The 19,514-nt window shown below is 67.3% G+C and carries 18 protein-coding genes and 1 riboswitch; of the genes, 6 read left to right on the forward strand and 12 right to left on the reverse strand.

The features are described from left to right. Positions 1–80: 80 nt before the first annotated feature. Positions 81–1,466, forward strand: coding sequence for an acyl-CoA dehydrogenase family protein (locus ACWDTI_RS13705; protein WP_449738639.1), 1,386 nt, complete (start codon positions 81–83; stop codon positions 1,464–1,466). Positions 1,467–1,498: 32 nt separating this feature from the next. Then, a complete protein-coding gene (locus ACWDTI_RS13710; RefSeq protein ID WP_449738640.1) occupies positions 1,499–2,722 on the forward strand; it encodes an acyl-CoA dehydrogenase family protein in 1,224 nt (407 codons plus the stop codon). Here the strand turns inward: ACWDTI_RS13710 and ACWDTI_RS13715 are convergent. The 9 genes from ACWDTI_RS13715 to ACWDTI_RS13755 form a co-directional block, all read right to left on the reverse strand. Further along, the gene (locus tag ACWDTI_RS13715; protein WP_449738641.1) at positions 2,715–3,245 is read right to left on the reverse strand and encodes a universal stress protein; all 531 of its coding nucleotides are present in this window, start codon (positions 3,243–3,245) and stop codon (positions 2,715–2,717) included. The genes ACWDTI_RS13710 and ACWDTI_RS13715 overlap by 8 nt on opposite strands. A 19-nt stretch (positions 3,246–3,264) precedes the next feature. Further along, entirely contained in the window at positions 3,265–3,633 is a 369-nt protein-coding gene (crcB, locus tag ACWDTI_RS13720; protein ID WP_449738642.1) for a fluoride efflux transporter CrcB, read from the reverse strand. Next, a complete protein-coding gene (gene crcB, locus ACWDTI_RS13725) occupies positions 3,630–4,133 on the reverse strand; it encodes a fluoride efflux transporter CrcB (RefSeq protein ID WP_449738643.1) in 504 nt (167 codons plus the stop codon). Before crcB (ACWDTI_RS13725) ends, crcB (ACWDTI_RS13720) begins: the two co-directional genes overlap by 4 nt. Positions 4,134–4,154: 21 nt before the next feature. Next, positions 4,155–4,243: riboswitch (Fluoride riboswitch) on the reverse strand. Between the two features lie 25 nt (positions 4,244–4,268). Further along, complete coding sequence (locus ACWDTI_RS13730; protein WP_449738644.1) at positions 4,269–5,333, reverse strand: ABC transporter ATP-binding protein; 1,065 nt, start codon at positions 5,331–5,333, stop codon at positions 4,269–4,271. 21 nt (positions 5,334–5,354) lie between these two features. Beyond that, a complete protein-coding gene (locus tag ACWDTI_RS13735) occupies positions 5,355–6,380 on the reverse strand; it encodes a LacI family DNA-binding transcriptional regulator (protein ID WP_449738645.1) in 1,026 nt (341 codons plus the stop codon). Beyond that, entirely contained in the window at positions 6,377–7,828 is a 1,452-nt protein-coding gene (locus tag ACWDTI_RS13740; RefSeq protein WP_449738646.1) for a glycoside hydrolase family 1 protein, read from the reverse strand. Before ACWDTI_RS13740 ends, ACWDTI_RS13735 begins: the two co-directional genes overlap by 4 nt. Further along, positions 7,825–8,655 (reverse strand): carbohydrate ABC transporter permease, encoded by an 831-nt coding sequence (locus ACWDTI_RS13745; protein WP_449738647.1) that lies wholly within the window; start codon positions 8,653–8,655, stop codon positions 7,825–7,827. The genes ACWDTI_RS13740 and ACWDTI_RS13745 overlap by 4 nt, the downstream gene beginning before the upstream one ends. Beyond that, complete coding sequence (locus ACWDTI_RS13750) at positions 8,652–9,674, reverse strand: carbohydrate ABC transporter permease (RefSeq protein WP_449738648.1); 1,023 nt, start codon at positions 9,672–9,674, stop codon at positions 8,652–8,654. The genes ACWDTI_RS13745 and ACWDTI_RS13750 overlap by 4 nt, the downstream gene beginning before the upstream one ends. A 5-nt stretch (positions 9,675–9,679) precedes the next feature. Continuing rightward, positions 9,680–10,969, reverse strand: coding sequence for an ABC transporter substrate-binding protein (locus ACWDTI_RS13755; protein ID WP_449738649.1), 1,290 nt, complete (start codon positions 10,967–10,969; stop codon positions 9,680–9,682). 1,093 nt (positions 10,970–12,062) lie between these two features. On the opposite strand from ACWDTI_RS13755, the gene ACWDTI_RS13760 reads away from it, so the two are divergent. Next, positions 12,063–13,673 (forward strand): DUF222 domain-containing protein, encoded by a 1,611-nt coding sequence (locus ACWDTI_RS13760; RefSeq protein ID WP_449738650.1) that lies wholly within the window; start codon positions 12,063–12,065, stop codon positions 13,671–13,673. A 238-nt stretch (positions 13,674–13,911) separates the two neighbouring features. Here ACWDTI_RS13760 and ACWDTI_RS13765 read toward each other — a convergent pair whose 3' ends face one another. Next, positions 13,912–15,801, reverse strand: a complete 1,890-nt coding sequence (locus tag ACWDTI_RS13765; protein WP_449738651.1) for a propionyl-CoA synthetase — start codon at positions 15,799–15,801, stop codon at positions 13,912–13,914. Between the two features lie 217 nt (positions 15,802–16,018). Here ACWDTI_RS13765 and ACWDTI_RS13770 point away from each other — a divergent pair, with 217 nt between their 5' ends. The 3 genes from ACWDTI_RS13770 to ACWDTI_RS13780 are packed head-to-tail and all read left to right on the forward strand — an operon-like array spanning position 16,019 to position 18,614. Further along, the gene (locus tag ACWDTI_RS13770; RefSeq protein ID WP_449738652.1) at positions 16,019–16,396 is read left to right on the forward strand and encodes a cupin domain-containing protein; all 378 of its coding nucleotides are present in this window, start codon (positions 16,019–16,021) and stop codon (positions 16,394–16,396) included. After that, positions 16,393–16,824 (forward strand): hypothetical protein, encoded by a 432-nt coding sequence (locus tag ACWDTI_RS13775; RefSeq protein ID WP_449738653.1) that lies wholly within the window; start codon positions 16,393–16,395, stop codon positions 16,822–16,824. Before ACWDTI_RS13770 ends, ACWDTI_RS13775 begins: the two co-directional genes overlap by 4 nt. Further along, positions 16,821–18,614: a hypothetical protein gene (locus ACWDTI_RS13780; protein WP_449738654.1), complete on the forward strand. Its 1,794-nt coding sequence runs from the start codon at positions 16,821–16,823 to the stop codon at positions 18,612–18,614. The genes ACWDTI_RS13775 and ACWDTI_RS13780 overlap by 4 nt, the downstream gene beginning before the upstream one ends. Here ACWDTI_RS13780 and ACWDTI_RS13785 read toward each other — a convergent pair. After that, positions 18,602–18,850: a DUF2630 family protein gene (locus tag ACWDTI_RS13785; protein WP_449738655.1), complete on the reverse strand. Its 249-nt coding sequence runs from the start codon at positions 18,848–18,850 to the stop codon at positions 18,602–18,604. The genes ACWDTI_RS13780 and ACWDTI_RS13785 overlap by 13 nt on opposite strands. Before the next feature lie 41 nt (positions 18,851–18,891). Continuing rightward, a complete protein-coding gene (locus ACWDTI_RS13790) occupies positions 18,892–19,503 on the reverse strand; it encodes an MSMEG_1061 family FMN-dependent PPOX-type flavoprotein (protein ID WP_449738656.1) in 612 nt (203 codons plus the stop codon). Positions 19,504–19,514: the final 11 nt, after the last annotated feature.

A 19,514-nucleotide genomic window follows, 5' to 3' on the forward strand; every position in this document is an offset into this window, starting at 1 on the left:
AGGTCTCTTCTTACTACCGAGTAAGGTCGGTTCCACAACCCGATATGCGACCCCATCCGCCCGAGAAACAGCTGGTGATCATGACATCGCAGACCGAATCACGACACACCGAACCGCGCGACACCTCCGCCGTCGGCAAGAGCCGCCATCCCCGCAACCTCATCGGCACCGCCATGCGGGTGCTGACGTCGGTGACCGGCTCCGAGTTCGCCGAGAAGTACCAGATCCGCGAGCCGATCAATCGGATCGCCTACCAGGCGACCAAGACCGGGTTCCAGACCCTGGGCGCGGCCAACCGCGCGTTCAAGGCGGCGCAGGGCGGATCGGGGAAGGCCAAGCGCCTGGCCACCGCGCCGAAGGATTACTTCAACCTCACGCCCGACGACGAGCAGCAGATGATCGCCGAGACGGTGAAGGAGTTCGCCGTCGAGATCCTGCGACCGGCCGCCCACGACGCGGACGATGCCGCCTCGGCGCCCGCGGAGATCATCAAACGCTCGGCCGAGCTGGGCATCACGATGATCAACGTCCCCGAGGACTTGGAGGGCGCCGCCTCCGAGCGCGGTGTGGTCACCAATGCCCTGGTGGCCGAGGCGATGGCCTACGGCGACATGGGTCTCGCCCTGCCGCTGCTCGCACCGAGCGGCGTCGCGACCACGCTGACCAATTTCGGCAGCGACGCCCAGCAGCGCACCTACCTGCCCGACTTCGCCGGCGAGGACGTCCCGCAGTCCGCGGTGGTGATCGCCGAGCCGAAGCCGCTCTTCGACGCCTTCGATCTCGCCACCAAGGCCACCCGGGTACCCAGCGGTTACCGCCTCAACGGCATGAAGTCCTTTGTGCCCGCAGCAGGTTCGGCCGAGCTGTTCATCGTCGGTGCGCAGCTCGACGGACGCCCGGCGCTGTTCATCGTCGAGTCCGACACCAAGGGCCTGATCGTCGAGGCCGATCCGGGGATGGGTGTCCGGGCGGCCGGAATGGGCCGAATCCTGTTGCAGGACGTGGCCGTTCCGGCCTCTGCACTGCTCGGGGAGGAAGAGGGCGACGCCGCGTTCGCGGCCTACCGCGACGTGGTCCGCCTCTGCAGGCTCGGCTGGTCGGCGCTGGCCTCCGGCACCGCCCGCGCGGTGCTCGACTATGTCATCCCCTACGTCAACGAGCGTGAGGCGTTCGGCGAGCCGATCTCCAACCGGCAGGCCGTCGCGTTCATGGTGGCGACCATGGCCACCGAGGTGGATTCCATCCGGCTGGTCACGCTGCGCGGTGCCGCACGCGCCGAGCAGGGCCTCTCCTTTGCCCGCGAGGCCGCGCTGGCCCGCAAGCTCACCATCGACAAGGGTCTGCAGATCGGCCTCGACGGCGTGCAGCTGCTCGGCGGTCACGGCTTCACCAAGGAGCATCCGGTCGAACGGTGGTATCGAGACCTGCGTGGCGCCGGCATCGGCGAGGGCATCGTCGTTCTCTAGTTGACCCGAGAATCGTTGAAGGACAACAGACAATGAGCATCAACCTGGAACTGCCCAAGAAGCTGGGCGTCACCATCGACCAAGCGCATCAGGCCGCCGCGGAGATCTTCCGGCCCATCTCCCGCAAGTACGACCTGCGTGAGCACGCCTATCCGGTGGAACTCGACACCCTGGCGAGTCTGTACGACGGCCTCTCCGCAACCGGGCAGGCCGGTGCGGGCGCCGACGCCGGCCGCGGCCGGGAGAAGACGGCCAGGCCCAAGCCGGAGGGCGCGCTCGTCAACGGCGGCAACATGCAGTCCGTCGTGAACGTGATGGAAACCTCGTGGGGCGACGTCGGTCTCATGCTGTCGATGCCCTATCAGGGGCTCGGCAACGCGGCGATCGCCGCCGTGGCCACCGACGAGCAGCTCAAGCGGTTCGGCAAGGTGTGGGCCGCGATGGCGATCACCGAGCCCGGCTTCGGTTCCGACTCGGCGGCGGTGACCACCACCGCGACGCTCGACGGCGACGAGTATGTGATCAACGGCGAGAAGATCTTCGTCACCGCGGGCTCGCGCGCCACCCACATCGTGGTGTGGGCGACGGTGGACAAGAGCCTCGGCCGCGCGGCCATTAAGAGTTTCGTGGTGCCGCGCGAGCATCCCGGCGTCGAGGTGGCGCGACTCGAGTACAAGCTCGGCATCCGCGTCTCCGACACCGCGGTCATCCGTTTCGACAACTGCCGCATTCCCAAGGACAACCTGCTCGGCTCCCCCGAGGTCGACGTGTCCAAGGGATTCGGCGGGGTGATGCAGACCTTCGACAACACGCGTCCGATGGTCGCCGGCATGGCCGTCGGTGTCGCGCGGGCCGCACTGGAAGAGCTGCGCCGCATCCTCGACGAGGCCGGCATCGAGATCGACTACGACCGGCCGGCCGCCGACCAGCATGCCGCCGCGGCCGAATTCATCCGGATGGAAGCCGATTTCGAGTCCGCCTACCTGATGACGATGCGGGCCGCGTGGATGGCCGACAACAAGAAGCCGAACTCGCTCGAGGCCTCGATGTCGAAGGCGAAAGCCGGCCGCACGGTCACCGACATCACCAACAAGGTGGTCGAATTGACCGGCACCCTGGGCTATTCGGAGCGGCTGCTGGTGGAGAAGTGGGCTCGCGACGCCAAGATCCTCGACATCTTCGAAGGCACCCAACAGATCCAGCAGCTCATCATCGCCCGACGCGTCCTGGGCAAGAGCAGCGCCGAACTCAAGTGAGCCGGGGCGTGTCGGCGGGCACCAGCAGCAGCGGCGTCTTCCGGTGGCCGATCATCTGCTGGGCCACCGACTGCCGCAGCATCGAGTCCAGGTACGAGAGCAGGCCGCCCCTCGGGCTGCCGATCACCACCATCAGCGCCGAGTAGCGATCGGCCACGGTGGCAAGCAGTTTCGCGGGATCGCCATGTCCGCTGTGATATGTCCAGGACGCCGCCAGGCCGTCGAGGAGTTCCTTCGCCTCGGCGGTCTCGCCGGTGATCGTCGCCGTCATCAACTCTCCCCAGTTCGGGGAGTCCGGGTCGATCGGGGTGTCATCGAGATCGACGACGTGCACCACGTGCACGTGCGCGGTCAGTCGATGTGCGAGATCGACGCTGAACCGGACGGCAGCCGTGCTGGCCTCGGTCCGGTCCCATCCCACCACCAGCGCCGCCTCGGCTCGGTGCCGCGGCTCGGGTCCGGCCACCCGACGCCGCAGCGGTGGGTGATCACCACCACCGGCGAAGTCCGTATTACCCGTCATGCCAACTCCTTTCCGCTCATCACAGCGCCCACGCCAGCATCAGGCCGAGCGCACATGCGGCGGCGCTGCCGACGAGCGATCCGACCGCGTTCGTCACCGCGAGCACCGACCGACGTTGTTCGGCAAGGCGCACCGTCTCGAAGCTCGCCGTGCTGAAAGTCGTGTACCCACCACAGAATCCGGTGCCGACGACCGCTTTGACGTCGGCCGGCACCGCATGGAACATCACCAGCCCCGCCACCACGCCGAGCAGTAGGGAGCCGCCGAGATTGATGATCAAGGTGGCGGCCGGAAAAGTCGTCGCACGACGGGTTTTCACCGCTCCGTCGACGACGAAGCGGGCCAGTGCGCCGAGCGCGCCCGCGACCATCACCGCGACCACGATCACGACACATCCCCCGCCCGCCGGCGCAGAGCGGCACCCGCCGTCGCGATCCCCAACCAGGCGCACACCACTCCGGCCACCACGCTCGTCACGCCGTAGCCGATCGCGACCGGCACCGCACCGTCGCGCGCCAGCAGCGACATCTCGAGCGCGAAACTGCTGTAGGTGGTGAACGATCCGCAGAATCCGGTGCCGAGCAGAAGTCGTGCGCGCCGTCGCCAGCCGTCGTCGTCGCCGAGGACGGCCAGACCCTCCAGGAGAACACCGAGCACGAACGCGCCGACGAGATTCACGGTGAAAGTGCCCCACGGCCAGCCGGTTCCGACGGCCGGCAGCAGCTCTTCGACCCAGTAGCGCAATCCGGTGCCGACGGCACCGCCGATCAGTACCAACACCATCGCCGCGGGCCGCCAGTGCAGTGGCCGGACAACATCGGGGTCGGTGGGCAACTCGCCGTGCGCATCCGGCGGCGCGCTCTCGCCCGGTGACTGTTCGGCACCCATGCAGCAGCTCCATCCGTCAAATCCGGAACAGGAACTATCAGCCGGTAGGGGCGGTTCGGGTGTCCGCGTCGGCGACGCGCACCCCGGCGAGATCCATCACCGTGAGCGTTGTGCTGTCGGTCAGCATACCCCGAGTCAGTCGATGCGCAGACCGGTTGCGGCGTCGAACAAATGCACACGCTCGGGGTCGGGCACCAGCCGCAGACCGTCGCCCTTGGCGGTCGTGGTGCGGGCCGGCGCCCGCACGACCATCCTCCGAGACGTGCCGTCGACGTCGGACGTGCCGTACAGGAAGCTGTCGGACCCCAGTTTCTCGACCAGGGTGACCGCGAAGTCGAGGCCGCGCCCATCGGAGCTGACCTGCCAATCCTCCGGGCGCACGCCGACGGTCACCGGGCCGCGCGCCGTCGTGGTCAGCGGGACGACGGCGCCACCCACCCGGATGCCGTTCTCGCCGGCGACCCCGGGCAGCAGGTTCATCTGCGGCGAACCGATGAATCCGGCGACGAACTCGTTGGCGGGCCGGTCGTAGAGCGCGAGCGGGGTGTCGACCTGTTGCAGCACGCCCTCGCGCATCACCGCGACACGCGCGCCGAGGGTCATCGCCTCCACCTGGTCGTGGGTGACATACACCGTGGTCACCCCCAATTCCGCTTGCAGCGCGGCGATGTCGGTGCGGGTGCGCACGCGCATCTTCGCATCGAGGTTCGACAGCGGCTCATCCATGCAGAACACCTGGGGTGAGCGCACGATCGCCCGGCCCATCGCGACCCGCTGCCGCTGACCGCCGGAGAGTGCCTTGGGCTTTCGGTCGAGGTAGGCGGTCAGGTCGAGCATCTCGGCCACCCGCGCCACCCGGTTCTGCCGCTCCGCCTTGCTGACCTTGGCCAGCCGGAGCGCGAACGCCATGTTGTCGGCGACCGTCATGTGCGGATACAGGGCGTAGTTCTGGAAGACCATCGCGATGTCGCGGTCTTTCGGCGGGATCTTGCTGACGTCCCGGTCGCCGATGAGGATACGGCCGTCGTCGTTCTGGTCGAGTCCCGCGAGCATCCGGAGCGTCGTGGATTTTCCGCACCCGGACGGCCCGACCAGCACGAGGAGTTCTCCGTCGGAGATGTGGAGGTCGAGACCGGAGACGGCGGGGCGGTCGGTGCCGGGGTAGCTGCGGCGGACGTTGTCGAAGGTGACGGTGGTCATGGTCGTTGCTCCAGAGTGGGTTCAGGCCGATTCGCGGCGAACAAGGGTGGGGGCGAAGACAACTCGGCGCGGTGCGATCGAGCCGCCGTCGAGCTGGCCGAGAAGCAGTGTGACGGCCTCTGCGGTCATCTCGGACAACGGATTTCGCAGAGTGGTCAGGGGCGGGTCGGTGCGTTCGGCGACGCCGAGGTCGTCTGCGCCGATCACCGCGACGTCGTCGGGAACCCGGCGCCCGGCCGCGGCGAGCACGCCGAGCGCCCCGACGGCCATCAGATCCGAGGCGGCGACGATGCCGTCGAGGTCGGGGTGTTCGGTGAGCAACTGCCGGCAGGCGAGCGCACCTCCCTCTTCGGTGAAGTCCCCGTAGGCGACGGCGTCGGTCGCACGGCCCTGCGATTGCATCGCCTGCGTCCACCCGAGCAGGCGGTCGACGCCGGCGGTCGTGTCGGTGGGTCCGGCGATGGTGGCGATCCGGCGGCATCCGCGGTCGAGGAGCACCCGGGTCGCCTCCAGACCACCGGCGACGTTGTCGGTGTCGACCCACGACAACCGTTCGGTGTTGCTCCACGGCCGTCCGATGAACGCGGCGGGCAGCCCGAGGGTGGCCAGATGATCGGGCAGGCTGTCGCCTCGGTGGTGCGAGACGACGATGGCACCGTCGACCTGCCGGTTGCGCAGGAAGCGCAGCATCCGGGATTCCTGGTCGCCGCTGCCCGCGAGTAGCAGCACCACCTGGAAATCGTGTTCGGCGAGTTCCCGGGTGACGATGTGCACGGTGCGCGCGAAGAACGGGTCGGAGAAGACTCGCTCGTCGGGTTCCGGCACGACCAGAGCGATCGATTGGGTTCGCCGGGTGACCAGTGACCGCGCAGCCTGATTGGGCGTGTAGCCGAGTCGGTGCACGGCCTCGTCGACCGCCTTCTGGGCGCGCGGGCTCACCCGACTGCCGCCGTTGACCGCGCGCGAGGCGGTCGCCCGGCTCACCCCGGCCAGGCGGGCGACGGCGTCGAGCGTCGGCATGGCGTCCGGAGAATCCGTGTCGGTCACGGTCGTTCACCTCCTCTGCCCCCGAAACCGTTGGCCTGCGCCACGTCCCCGAACCAGAGGGCGCTGTCCTTGGGTGTCCTTGCCTGCGTGGCGAAGTCGACGTGGACGATACCGAAACGCTGTGTGTAGCCCCACGCCCATTCGAAGTTGTCCATCAATGTCCACACGAAGTATCCCCGGACGTCCACGCCGTGGGCGATGGCGTCGTGGATGGCCCGGGCGTGGAGTTCGATGAATTGCCTGCGCCTTTCGTCGTGCACGATGCCGTCGGCCTCGACGACGTCGTCGTAGGCCGCACCGTTCTCGGTGATGTAGACCGGCGGCACCCCGTATTCGTCACGCAGTCGGAGGAGCAACTGGGTCAGGGCGGCCGGCTGGATCTCCCAGCCCATGTCGGTGACATCGAATCCCCTTCGCGGGAAGGTGATCCGCCGTCCGTCCGGGTGCGGCGGGACGGACAGCCGCTCCGGGGCGAGGACCCCGTCTTCCAGGAGACCGGGCCGGACACCGTCCGCGGCACCGTCGCCGTGATAGAAGTTCACACCCAGCGCGTCGATCGGTTGCGCGATGAGGTCGAGATCACCGTCGCGCACCCAGCTCGGCCACTCGACACCGTCGAACGTCAGACCGGCGACGTCGGCCACGATGTCCTCGGGATAGCTGCCCCGGAACAGCGGATCGAGAAACAGCCGGTTGTTGTAGGCGTCGAGTCGGCGAGCGGCGTCGACGTCGGCCGGGTTGTCGGGGTCGAACGGATCGGCGACCGTGAGGTTCAGCGTGATCCCCACCTGCTTGCCGTTCTCCGGGGTGGCGCCCCGCCGGCGGAGTTCGTCGACGACGAGGCCGTGCCCGAGCAGGAGGTGGTGTGCGGCAGCGAGTCCGGCCACCCCTTCTTGCCGGCCCGGGGCGTGCTGGCCACTGGTGTACCCGAGGAACGCCGAACACCACGGCTCGTTGAGCGTCGTCCAGTGGTTCACCCGGTCGGACAGCGAGTCGTACACCGTCAGCGCGTAGTCGACGAAACGGTAGGCGGTGTCCCGGTTGGTCCATCCGCCGGTGTCCTCGAGCGTCTGCGGCAGATCCCAGTGGTACAGCGTCAGCCACGGGGTGATGCCGGCGTCGAGTAGTTCGTCGGTCAGCCGGGCGTAGAAGTCGATGCCCTTCTGGTTCTCGGCACCGGCGTCGGGACGTACGCGCGGCCAGGCAACCGAGAACCGGTAGGCGCCGAGGTTGAGCTGTTTGCACAGGGCGACGTCGGCCGGCATCCGGTGGTAGTGGTCGCAGGCGACGTCGCCGTGGTCGGCGTTGAGGATTGCGCCCGGGGTGTGCGCGAAGGTGTCCCAGATCGACGGCGTGCGGCCGTCGATGTCGTGGGCACCCTCGATCTGATACGACGCGGTGGCCGCGCCCCAGATGAAGCCGTCGGGGAAATGTGTTGCGGGAGTCATCCTTTTACGGCTCCTTGCATGATGCCGGTCACCAGGTGGCGTCCGGTCGCGACGAACAGGAGAAGCAGCGGCACGGTGGCGAGAATGGTGCCGGCCTGCAGAAGTGCCATGTCGGACAGCCCATGTCCGGGCGCGATCTTGAGTTGGTCGAGCGCGGTCTGCAGTGTCTGCACGTCCGACCCCTGCAGGATCAGCAGCGGCCACATGAAGTCGGTCCAGGCCTGCATGAAGGTGAACAGGCCGAGGATCGCCATCGCAGGCCGGGCCGCGGGCACGGCCACCGTCCAGAAGGTGCGGATCATCGAGCACCCGTCGACGCGGGCGGCGTCGATGAGTTCGTCGGGGATGGCGGTGCTGAGGTACTGCCGCATGAAGAACACGCCGAATGCGGTGACCAGCCACGGGAGTACCACCGCGAATCGTGTGCCGGTCAGCCCGAGGTTGCTGAACTCCTTGAGCAGCGGGATCAGCGCGAGTTGCGGCGGGATCGCCATGGTCAGCACCACGAACACCATCAGCGCGTTGCTGCCGCGAAAACTCAACTTGGCGAACGCATATCCGGCGAGGGTGGAGAACAGCACGACGGAGATGGCCGCCACCGAGGAGATGATGATCGAGTTGCCCAGCGCCGACCAGAAGTCGATGCGGTTGAAGACCCGCTGCGCGTTCTCGATGAAATGTCCGCCGGGCATCAGTGGTGGCGGTGTCTGATTGGCGCGCTGCGAGGTCACCGAGCCGATGACGAACGACCAGTACAGCGGGAAGACCGAACCGACGACGAAGGCGGCGAGCAGTCCGTAGACGAGAAAACCGGGACGGCGGGTCATGATGACGACCTCCTGCCGACGGCGCGGGTCACGAAGAAGTTGACCAGCGCGAAGGCGACGATGAGCAGGAACATGAGCCACGCCGCCGAGGCCGCGCGCGGATACGGGTTGGTGGCGCTGTTGGCGGTGTTGAACACGTACATCGCCAGTGTCAGGTACTCGTGGTTGGCGCCGCCCTGGTGTTGCAGGTTGGTGTCGAAAAGCCTTGGTTCGGTGAAGATCTGCAGGCCACCGATCGTCGAGGTGATGATCACGAAGATCATCGTCGCGCGGATCGACGGCAGCGTGATGTGCACGAACTTCCGGACGCTGCCGGCTCCGTCGATCGCCGCGGCCTCGTAGAGATCTCGCGGGATCGCCTGCATCGCCGCCAGCAGGATCAGGGTGTTGTATCCGGTCCAGCGCCAGTTGACCATCGTGGCGATCGCGGTCCAACTGGCGAACCGGTCACCGTGCCACGACACCTGGGGCAGTCCGACCCCGGTCAGCACGTCGTTGACCAGACCGGACTTGTCGGCGAACAGCGACCCGAAGATCAGCGCGACCGCCGCGGGTGCGACCACGAACGGGATCAGCACGCTCATCCGCCACCAGGAGCGGCCGCGCAGACCGGTGTCGAGCAGGGCCGCGACGACGGTGGCGATGATGATCTGCGGGATCGACGACAGCAGGAAAATGCCGATGGTGTTCACGAACGCCTTGTGAAAGACCGGGTCGGTCAACACATATCGGTAGTTGTCCCATCCCACTGCGTGCCCGTGCTCGGCCGCGAACCGTGGCCAGGAGAAGAACGAGAGATACCCCGTGTACAGCATGGGGTAGAGCCCGATCGCGGCGAACACCGCGAAGAACGGCACGATGTACAGGTATGGCGACACCGTCCGGTCGAGCAGGGACAACCGTTGCCGCCGAGTGGGTTTCGGCGATTCTCCGGGTTGGCCGGAGCCGGCCGGAACCGCTGGTTCCGGCCGCTCCGCGTCCCCGGAAGGACGTCTGATCTCGTTGGGGATCAAGGTCATCGGAGTCAGTCCAGGTTCCCGACAGCCTGGGTGAACGTCTGCCAGGACGCTGCGGGCGCCTGTCCTTCGTCGACGCGCTGGATCGCGGTCTGGAACAGCCCGAGGATGTCGGAGTACTTGTCGCCCTTGTACGGCACGCCGACGGGCACGGCCTCCGCCCGGTCGGCGAGGATCTGCGCGGTCGGCGCGTTGGCGAAGTACGGATCGAGGGTGTTGGTCGCGCTCAGTTGTTGCTCGGCAGCCACATTCGCCGGGTAGGCGCCGGCCTTCTCGAAGGCACCGACCTGCTGCTGGGTGTCGGTGAGCCAGTTCGCGAACTGCTTGGCCTGCTCCTGATGCTTCGACTGCGTGGGCACGGCGAGGAACGACCCGCCCCAGTTGCCGCCTCCGCCGGGGAACACGTTGGCGATGTCCCAGCCGGTCACCGACGGTGCCGATTCCTTGATGTTCGCGAACATCCAACCGGGGCAAGGCATTGTCGCGAAGCCGTTGTTGGTGAAGTTCGCCTTCCAGTCGTCACTCCACTGGACCGCCCGGGTCGAGAGCGTGGGTGAGTACTTGGCGACCGTCGCGTACACGCCCTGCAGGCCTGCGTTGTCGACGGCGACCTTGTTGTCGGCGGTCTGGAAGGGATACTTCACCTGGTTGAGCATGGCCTGGGCGACGGAGCCACTGGAGTCGTACCACTTGGTCGCGGGAACCTTCTTGACGAACTGCTGGCCGTAGTCGAAGTAGCTCTCCCAGGTGGGGAACATCTTGGCGACCGCAGCCCGGTCGGTGGGGAATCCGGCCTGGCGGAACAGATCTGCGCGATAGCAGATCGCTTCGGGCCCGGCATCTGTCGGATACCCGACCTGCTTGCCATCGGCCGTCTGACCGTCCTTGTATTTGTAAGAGACCCAACGGTTGTCGAGCGCATGGTCGGTGAGATCGGCGAACTGCTCGGAGGCGCCCTCGGTGAGGAATTGCGGCATCGCATCCCCCTCGATGGCGACCACATCGGTGAGCCCGGTGCCGGCCTGCAGATTCGAGGTGAGCGTCTGCTTCCACGTGTCCCACTGCGCGATGCTGGTCTCCTTGACCTTGAACGGACTCGCGGGGTCCGCGTTCCACTTCGAGATCAGGTCGGCGTATCCGAAGTCGCCGAATGTCGTGATGGTCAGGGTGTCGTTCTTGCCGAGCGTCGACTGCGCGTCGTCACTGCCGCCACCGCACCCGGCGACGAGCCCGCCGACGACACCGGCGGCCAGGGCCACCGCCGCCACCCTGCTCCACGATTTGGATTTCCGCTGCACGTCTGAGCCTCTCTCCGGGCGGACTTGTGACCGGACCCCCGCGGCGCCGCTACCTCCACCAGGGTGTGAGAGCGCTTCCACTCTCGGTTCACAGAGAACTATGGCCCACATCACACCCCCAAGTCAACCCCCTGTTCAGGGCGGTTTGCTTCGATATGGGAGCGCTTCCACCTCGGGCGTGGGCACCCCCTCCCGCCGGTCGAGTAGCGACGTCCCAGCGCCGCGAGACCCCGGCACGCCTGCCCCGCCGGTCGAGTAGCGACGTCCGAGCGCAGCGAGGCCGACGTCTGCCCGCCGGTCGAGTAGCGACGTCCGAGCGCAGCGAGGCCGTCGCGTATCGAGACCCCGCGCTCCTGGCGGCTGGACGTAGCGAGACTGCTTTCGTTGTCAGACAGCTGATCTCGGTCTCGATGCGCACGGCTCCGTCGTCGCCGCGCTTACTCGACCACCGGATGCGGCGCCTCGCTACTCGATCGGCTGGAGCAATCCCCGCTGGTCGAGTAGCGACGTCCGAGCGCAGCGAGGCCGACGCGTATCGAGACCCCGCACGCCCGCCCGCTGGACGTAGCGAGACTGCTTTCGTTGTCAGACAGCTGATCTCGGTCTCGATGGGCGGGAGCAATCCCCGCCGGTCGAGTAGCGACGTCCGAGCGCAGCGAGGCCGACGCGTATCGAGACCCCCGCACGCCCGCTGGATGAGTAGCGACATCCCAGCAACGCGAGACCCCCGCACGCCTGCCCCGCTGGTCGAGTAGCGACGACCGAGCGCAGCGAGGCCGACGCATATCGAGACCATCGCACGCCTGACCGCTGGCCGAGTAGGGCGAGGTCGCAGCGAGACTACTTTCGTTGTCAGACAGCTGATCTCGGGAGCTGTCCCCGCTGGTCGAGTAGCGACGACCGAGCGCAGCGAGGCCGACGCGTATCGAGACCATCGCCTCACGCGAAGCAACTTGTCGGACCCCTGTTATAGGTTGTTGTCAGCAGGAAAAAAGAGAACGAAGGGCCGCACCACCGCGCTGTCGGGTGGTGCACAAGTCAGAGATGAATGTGGTTGTCCTGCAGTCATGCCCGCATCTCTGAAAGGCCCGTCGTGTCCGCCTCTGCCGGTTCACCCACCACACCCTCGGTGTGGCATGAGCTGCCGGCACCCTTCGCCGGGGACATCGCACTCGACACCGTCGACCAAGCACCGACCAACACCCTGCTCACCGGCATGCGCGAACTGCACCGCGGACAGTCCCACCTCGCCTACCGCGAATACCGCTACACCGCCACCCTCTACGACCGCTACGTCGCCGCCCGCGAAGACACCGACGGATACGTCGTCGACGGGTTCGCCGACGCCGCCACCCGCATCGCCCACGTACTCACCGTGACCCGCTATCGGGCCGAGCGGTTGCTCAGTGACGCGATCGCCCTGCGCGACCGGTTGCCCGAGGTGTTCGAGTGCCTCGGGGATGGGGTGATCAGCCCCGCCCAGGCGCGTCAGGTCATTCTCGACACCGACCTGATCGACGGCCACTCCTATGCCCCGCAGGTCGATGCCGAGATCGCCCAACGCCTGCGCGCGGGCAGCTACTCCACCCAACGGTTGCGGGACATGGTCGACCGGATCATCTTCCGCCACGATCCCGACGCGGTGCGGGAGCGTCGTAAGGACGCCCTGGATAAGCGTGGGGTGTGGGTGGACAACCGTGGCGACGGCACCGCCGAACTGACTGCGGTCATGTCGGCGGAGAACGCCCGCATCGCGTTTGCGAACATCGAGGCGGTCGCCGGTCGGGTGTGCGAGCACGACGGCCGCACCAAGAACCAGCGACTCTCCGATGCCGAGTTCGCGTTGCTCTCGGGCACCGACTTCAGTTGTGAATGCGGCCGCGACGACTGCCCGGTCACCACACCCACCCTCGACCTCACCACCGACACCGACACCAGGGGCGACACCGTCACCGACGGTCCCGCGGCGTCGACGGCGCTGGTGCCGGTGGCTCCGCGGGTCGTCATCCACGTCGTCTGTGACGAAGCCACCCTGGCCGGTCGGGCGAACAACCCGGGCTTCATGGACGGACACGGCGTCATCGACGACGCCCACGTACGCGAACTCGCGGCCCGATCGGATGCCCGGATCTCCCACTTGATCCCGCCGGGCACCCCAATGGACCCCGACGGCACGTTCACCCTGCCCGGATCGATCCCCTCGGACCCCTACCGGCCCAGCACCGCGCTCGACGAGTTCATCCGCATCCGCCACGGCTACTGCACCGAACCCGGCTGCGGCACCAGCGCCTGGCAGTGCGACGGCGATCACGTCGCCGAATACGACCACCACGATCCATCCGCCGGTGGGCACACCACCTCGCAGAACATGAACCCCAAATGCCGGCCCTGGCACTTGCTGAAAACGTTCGGTCAGTGGCTCGATGATATGTGGCGCGACCATGACGGGCGCCTGCACACCGAAACCATCACCCCCGAAGGGCTGGTCATCCCCGGCGAGGCCGAAACGATGGAAGACCTCTTCCCCGGACTCCGCCGTATCCGATTCACCGCCCGACCCCAAGCCCCACCCCAGAATGCGCCCCCACCCATGCAACGCCCGACCCGCACCCGGACTCGGACGGCGAACAAACACGCCCGCCGACGCACAGAGAGGAACCGCAACCACAAACGCCACCACGACGGCCCACCACCACCGTTCTGAGATCGACTGCAGCGGAGGACCCTTCGAGACGCCCACGGTTCCCGAGCAAGCGAGCGTGTGAGCGCATCGAAGGGCGGCGAGCGCCTCGCGGGCTCCTCAGGGACCGGTGTCACGCACACCGCTCCTGAGCAAGCGAGCGCATCGAAGCGCGGCCGGCGCCTCGCGGGCTCGTCAGGAACGACGGCGGGTATCCCGCTGCTTCGTCGAGCGCTCCTCACGCAGTGGCCGGTGCCTGCCGTCAGGGAGCAGACGAGCCGAGCTGACGCGCCAACGCGCTCAACACATCCGGGTCCTCGATGGTCGACGGCACCGTGTATTCCTCGTTGTCGGCGATCTGCCGCATGGTCTTGCGCAGGATCTTGCCCGACCGGGTCTTCGGCAGCGCCGGCACCACGGTGACGTCGCGGAACGTCGCGACGGCGCCGATCTCGTTGCGCACCTTGGCGACCAATTCGTCGCGCAGCGTGTCGGGCTCGATCTCGACGCCGGCCTTGAGCACCACGTAGCCGCTGGGCCGCTGACCCTTGAGGTCGTCGTGGATGCCGATCACCGCGCACTCGGCGACGGCCGGGTGCGATGCGACGACGGCTTCGATGCTGCCCGTCGAAAGCCGGTGTCCGGCAACGTTGATGACGTCGTCGGAGCGTCCGAGGACGAAGACGTAGCCGTCGGCGTCGAGGTAGCCGGAGTCGCCGGTGAGGTAGTAGCCGTCGAACGCCGACAGGTAGGACTTGCGGTAGCGGTCCTCGTCGCGCCAGAGGCCGGCCAATGTGCCCGGCGGGAGCGGCAGTTTGATGACGATGTTGCCCTCCTCCCCCGGCCCGACGATCTTGCCCTCGGCGTCGACCACGCCGACGTCATAGCCGGGCACCGGCACGGTCGGCGATCCCGCCTTGAGCGGCATCGGTTCCAGCCCGCGCAGATTCGCCGCGATGGCCCAGCCGGTTTCGGTCTGCCACCAGTGGTCGATCACCGGCACACCCAGGATGCTGCCGGCCCACTCGAAGGTGTCCGGGTCCAGCCGCTCGCCGGCCGCGAACAGCGCGCGCAGCGAGGAGATATCGTATTTCGCAAGCTCTTTCGCGTCCGGATCGGCCTTGCGGATGGCGCGGATCGCGGTCGGTGCGGTGAACAGCGCGTTGGCCTTGTGGTCGGCGATCACCCGCCAGAACGCACCCGCATCCGGCGTGCCGACCGGCTTGCCCTCGTACATCACCGAGGTCGCGCCGACCAGCAGCGGGCCGTACACGATGTAGGAGTGGCCGACCACCCAGCCCACGTCGGACGCCGTCCACCACACGTCGCCCGGCTCGATACCGTAGATGTTGCTCATCGACCAGGTCAGCGCCACCGCGTGACCTCCGTTGTCACGCACCACGCCCTTCGGTTTCCCGGTGGTGCCCGACGTGTAGAGGATGTAGAGCGGATCGGTCGCCGCCACCGCAACCGGCTCGACCGGCGACGCCGCCTTCATCTGCTCATCCCAGTCCAACCAGCCCTCGTAATCGGCTGCCGCACCAGCGATCTCGGGCCGATCGAGGACGATGACGGAGGCGGGCTTGGTCTCGGCGAGTTCGATCGCCTTGGCCACCATCGGCAGGTACTCGACGGTGCGCCCGGGTTCCAGCCCACCCGATGCGGTCACGATCGCGACCGGTTCGGCGTCGTCGATGCGCGTCGCGAGTTCGGGTGCGGCGAAGCCGCCGAACACCACCGAGTGCACCGCACCGATGCGCGCACAGGCCAGCATCGCGATCGCCGCCTCGGGGATCATCGGCATGTAGATGACGACTCGGTCGCCGGCGGTCACACCGCGTGCGGCGAGAACCCCGGCGAACCGCGAGACCTCGTCGAGAAGCTGGGCGTAGGTGTAGGTGCGCGTGATGCCGACCATCGCCGAATCCCAGATCAACGCGGCGCGATCACCGTTCCCGGCGGCGACGTGCCGGTCGAGCGCGTTGTACGACGTGTTGAGCGCCGCGTCGGGGAACCATCGGTAGATCGGGGCTGCGGAGTCGTCGAGCGCGCGCGTCGGAGGCGTGACCCAATCGACCCCTTCGGCGGCATGTAACCAGAAGGTCTCTCGATCCTCCGCCGCCTGCGCGAACGCCTCGCTGTATCGGCCCATGACGATCCTCTCGCTCACCCGTCGCCCGTGACGGTGTCATCTGTCGCTTCGACAGTAACGGTGTGACGGTTGCCACGGCGTTGGATCACGTGCCATGCGATCAACGGTCACTGCGGTGCGCCGAACGTGACATGCCGCGTCACATCCGTGATCCGCGAAGTCACGCCTTCAGTTGTGTAAGGCCCCCACGAGGCCCCAACCATCGAAGGAGATCGCCATGCCCAGCGCCAACAAGGTCACCACCCCCGTGGCCATGAACACGCCGATCATCGAAGGCCGCTACGCCGAACTCGACGAGTACACCGTCGCGTTCGAGACATTTCCCGCGGACATCGACCCCGCCGAGTACTTCACCGGATTACCTGGCGACCACTGCAGCTGCCCACACTGGGGTGTGGTGATGAGCGGACAGATCACCTTCCGCTGGCCCGACCACGAGGAGACGTACGTCGCCGGCGACGCCTACGTGGCCGCGCCCGGACACCTGCCCCTGATCAGCGGCGGCACCGAGATCATCGAATTCAGTCCCACCGCCGATCTCGCTGCGGTACAGGAGGTCATCGGGGCCAACCTGGAGCGGATGGCAGCACGATGACCACCATCGCACCGACACTGCCACACCTCGACCCGACCGCCGACCGTTGTGTCGCCGGCTTTCTCGAGTTCCTCCGCACCAACCAGGCACCGAGCGGGCTGTTCGCGCCGGACATGTTCAGCGACTTGACCTTTCCGTGCTGGCGGGTCCAGACCGCCACCGCGGACGACGCCACGGCCATCCGGCACTCGGGGCATCCGGTCGTCGGAGCGGTGCGACTCGAACACCTCGAGCCGACACCTTCCGGCGTCATCATGCAGATCGAGGAACACTGGTCTGACGCCGACCAGCTGTGGTACTGCCGCGAAATGTTCCGCTTGACCATCCGCGACGGGCTTATCGTTGAGCTGGTCCTGTACTGCACCGGAGACTGGGATGAGGTGACACAACGTCGGCACGCCGAGGAGGTGACACTGATCCGGACGTGACGGACGCCGCGGAGTTGTTGACGCGCGCCACGGCCTTGCTCACCGACGGCCGAGGACAGGAAGCCGTCACGCTCTTCGACCTCGCGGCTGCGCGCGCCCGAGCCGCCGACGACGTGTCGGTATGGACCTCTTCCCTGCTCGGCCTCGCGTCGGGACAACGGTTCGAGACCGAGGTCGGCACGCTGCCCGCTCGCCTCTACGAGCTGTACACCCGGGTGCACGATCAGCCGCAGCGGCGGGTCTCAGTCGCGTCTGCGCTCGCGCGGTGCTGGGCCTACGCCAACGCCGCCGAGCGTGGACTTCCCTATGCCACGCAAGCGGCCGACCTGGCCCGCGAGCTCGGCGATGCCGGGCTGCTCGTCGACGCCCTCGACGCGGCCCTCACCGTGCACTGGGGCCCGGACGAACTGGCCATCCGCACCGAGCTGGCCCGCGACATCGACGAGCAGGTCGCGTATGTCACCGATGCCGAGGCTCATCTCACCGCTCACCTGTGGGCGCTGACGGTCGCCTGCGAACGCCTCGACATCCCGCAGATGCATCGGCAGATCCGGGCCCTCGAGTTGCTTGCGGACACATCGGACAAGGCACGATTCTTCGCCGCCTCCCGACGTCTCATGCTGGATCTGATGCGCGGTCGGACCGACACCACGGTCACCCTGCGCGACCAGTTCGTCTCGGCGGCACAACGGACATTCATCCCCGACGCCTTCGCCGTCACCCACGCACTGACCGCGTACCCGGCGATGATCGCCGGGGATCACGCGACGTGTCGAGTCGAACTCGACGCCTTCGAGGAGTTCGGTCTGTCCGAGGGCGTGCCCGCCGTACTCGCCGAGGGGGCCTTCGTCGCCGCCGCGATCGGCGACCTGGAACATGCCGGTCGACTGCTCGGACACATCGCCGGCGCGTTGGGCGGGTTGCCGCGCGACCATGACTGGCTGCTGACACAGCAATGTGGTCTGGAAGCCGCCCTGGCAGTGGATGATCGCCAAACCATCTCGGCGGTGACCGAATTGCTCTCCCCGTACGAAGGCCGCGCGGTGATCAACGCGGGAGCGGTGATGTTTCACGGTGTCACCGACGACACCCTCTGCCGTGCCCACCGTCGACTCGGCAACGTGGATGCGGCGCGCGGACTACGGGCGTCCGCAGTCCGCACCTATCGGCGGATCGGCGCGCAATGGTGGTCACGTCGCCTGGAAAGCGACGGTGAAAGAGTTCCCGCGACGACAGATTTCGTGCTCAGAATCGCCGGTGAGCAGATCTGGGAGGTCGGTCCGGCGCACGCACCGAGCACGATTCGGGCGATGCGAGGATTCGAGCACCTCCGGCGCATGGTCGCTGGGCCGGGCGTCGAGTTCACCGCCACCGAACTGATCGGCGCCGGCGCGGGCGGGGCCGTCTCGCAGGCCGGACTCGATATGCTCGACGACGAGGCACGCTCGGCGTACCGGGATCGCCTCACGGAGATAGACGAACTCCTCGACCGCGCGACAACTGACGACACCTCCCGCCTGATCCGCGAGCGGGACGCACTAATCCACGAACTGCGCTCTGCAACAGGGCTTTCCGGGCGCCAGCGAGTAACCGGCGCCAGTGCCGAGCGCGCCCGGATCACGGTACGCAAGGCGATCGTCGGCGCGCTTGCACGTATCGCCGAGGTGCATCCCGAGATGGCTCGCCACTTGGTTGGGTGCGTACACACCGGCTCCGTCTGCGTCTACACCCCGGATACCCCGGTGCGCTGGTTCACCGCGGCCACCGACGCCGACGGTCAATCTTCGTAGTTCTCCACGACATCGGCCGGACGGGCCTGCGCGTCGTCGGGATTGAAGCCGGCATGACGACGCGCTTGGCGCTGACGCAGCAGATCCCACGATTGGTCGAGGGCGACCTCGATCTCGGTGAGGCGCGAGTTCTCGTCGTCGCGGGAGATCTCGTGACGGCTGAGTTCGTCACGGAGTTTGTGTTCCTCGGCGATGAGGTCGGTGATGTGCTGATGGAGGGATCTGTCGGTGACCATGGGGTCCACGCTAGCGCCGGGCTCGTGCATCCGCACCGAGGTCAGTAGAGCCACTCCCGGACATTGTCCTCCGCGAATTCCTTCTCGAGCGCGGCTTCGTCGAGTTCGGGCATCACGGATGCGAGGAGCTTCGCGGGGCTCGGCAACGCATCGGGGTGCCAGGTCTCGGGACGCCACAGGTCCGAACGCAGAAACGCTCTCGAGCAATGGAAGAAGACCTCGTCGATGTCGACCTCCACGGCAAGAATCGGCCGACGGCCCCGGACGGCGAGATCATCGAAGTAGTCGGCGTCGTCGACGATGCGCGCGGAACCGTTCACCCGCAGTGTGTCCGCGCGGCCGGGGATCACCATGATGGTGCCGACGTGCGGATTGGCCAGGATGTTCACATATCCGTCGACGCGCCGGTTACCCGGGCGGTCCGGAATCGCGATCGTGGCGATGTCGATGACGTGCACGACCTTGCCGGCCGGATCTCCTTTGGGCGAGACGTCGACACGCCCCTGGGAGTCCGACGTCGCCAGGAACAGCATGGGCGTGGCGGCCAGCCAGTCGACGTGTACCGGTTGCAGCGAGGACGCGACCTTCCTCCGAATCGACTCGGACGGATGCCCGACGATCTCGCGCAGTCGCGCTTCGCTGGTGATCTCCACCCCTCAATGGT

The organism is Gordonia sp. NPDC003424 (assembly GCF_053588655.1).

What these genes read in the sequence shown, in the direction of transcription:
- ACWDTI_RS13705 (WP_449738639.1), top strand. Translation starts at nt 81, where the DNA reads ATGACATCGCAGACCGAATCACGACACACCGAACCGCGCGACACCTCC.
- ACWDTI_RS13710 (WP_449738640.1), top strand. Translation starts at nt 1,499, where the DNA reads ATGAGCATCAACCTGGAACTGCCCAAGAAGCTGGGCGTCACCATCGAC.
- ACWDTI_RS13715 (WP_449738641.1), bottom strand. Translation starts at nt 3,245, where the DNA reads ATGACGGGTAATACGGACTTCGCCGGTGGTGGTGATCACCCACCGCTG.
- crcB (WP_449738643.1), bottom strand. Translation starts at nt 4,133, where the DNA reads ATGGGTGCCGAACAGTCACCGGGCGAGAGCGCGCCGCCGGATGCGCAC.
- ACWDTI_RS13730 (WP_449738644.1), bottom strand. Translation starts at nt 5,333, where the DNA reads ATGACCACCGTCACCTTCGACAACGTCCGCCGCAGCTACCCCGGCACC.
- ACWDTI_RS13740 (WP_449738646.1), bottom strand. Translation starts at nt 7,828, where the DNA reads ATGACTCCCGCAACACATTTCCCCGACGGCTTCATCTGGGGCGCGGCC.
- ACWDTI_RS13745 (WP_449738647.1), bottom strand. Translation starts at nt 8,655, where the DNA reads ATGACCCGCCGTCCCGGTTTTCTCGTCTACGGACTGCTCGCCGCCTTC.
- ACWDTI_RS13750 (WP_449738648.1), bottom strand. Translation starts at nt 9,674, where the DNA reads ATGACCTTGATCCCCAACGAGATCAGACGTCCTTCCGGGGACGCGGAG.
- ACWDTI_RS13765 (WP_449738651.1), bottom strand. Translation starts at nt 15,801, where the DNA reads ATGGGCCGATACAGCGAGGCGTTCGCGCAGGCGGCGGAGGATCGAGAG.
- ACWDTI_RS13770 (WP_449738652.1), top strand. Translation starts at nt 16,019, where the DNA reads ATGCCCAGCGCCAACAAGGTCACCACCCCCGTGGCCATGAACACGCCG.
- ACWDTI_RS13775 (WP_449738653.1), top strand. Translation starts at nt 16,393, where the DNA reads ATGACCACCATCGCACCGACACTGCCACACCTCGACCCGACCGCCGAC.
- ACWDTI_RS13785 (WP_449738655.1), bottom strand. Translation starts at nt 18,850, where the DNA reads ATGGTCACCGACAGATCCCTCCATCAGCACATCACCGACCTCATCGCC.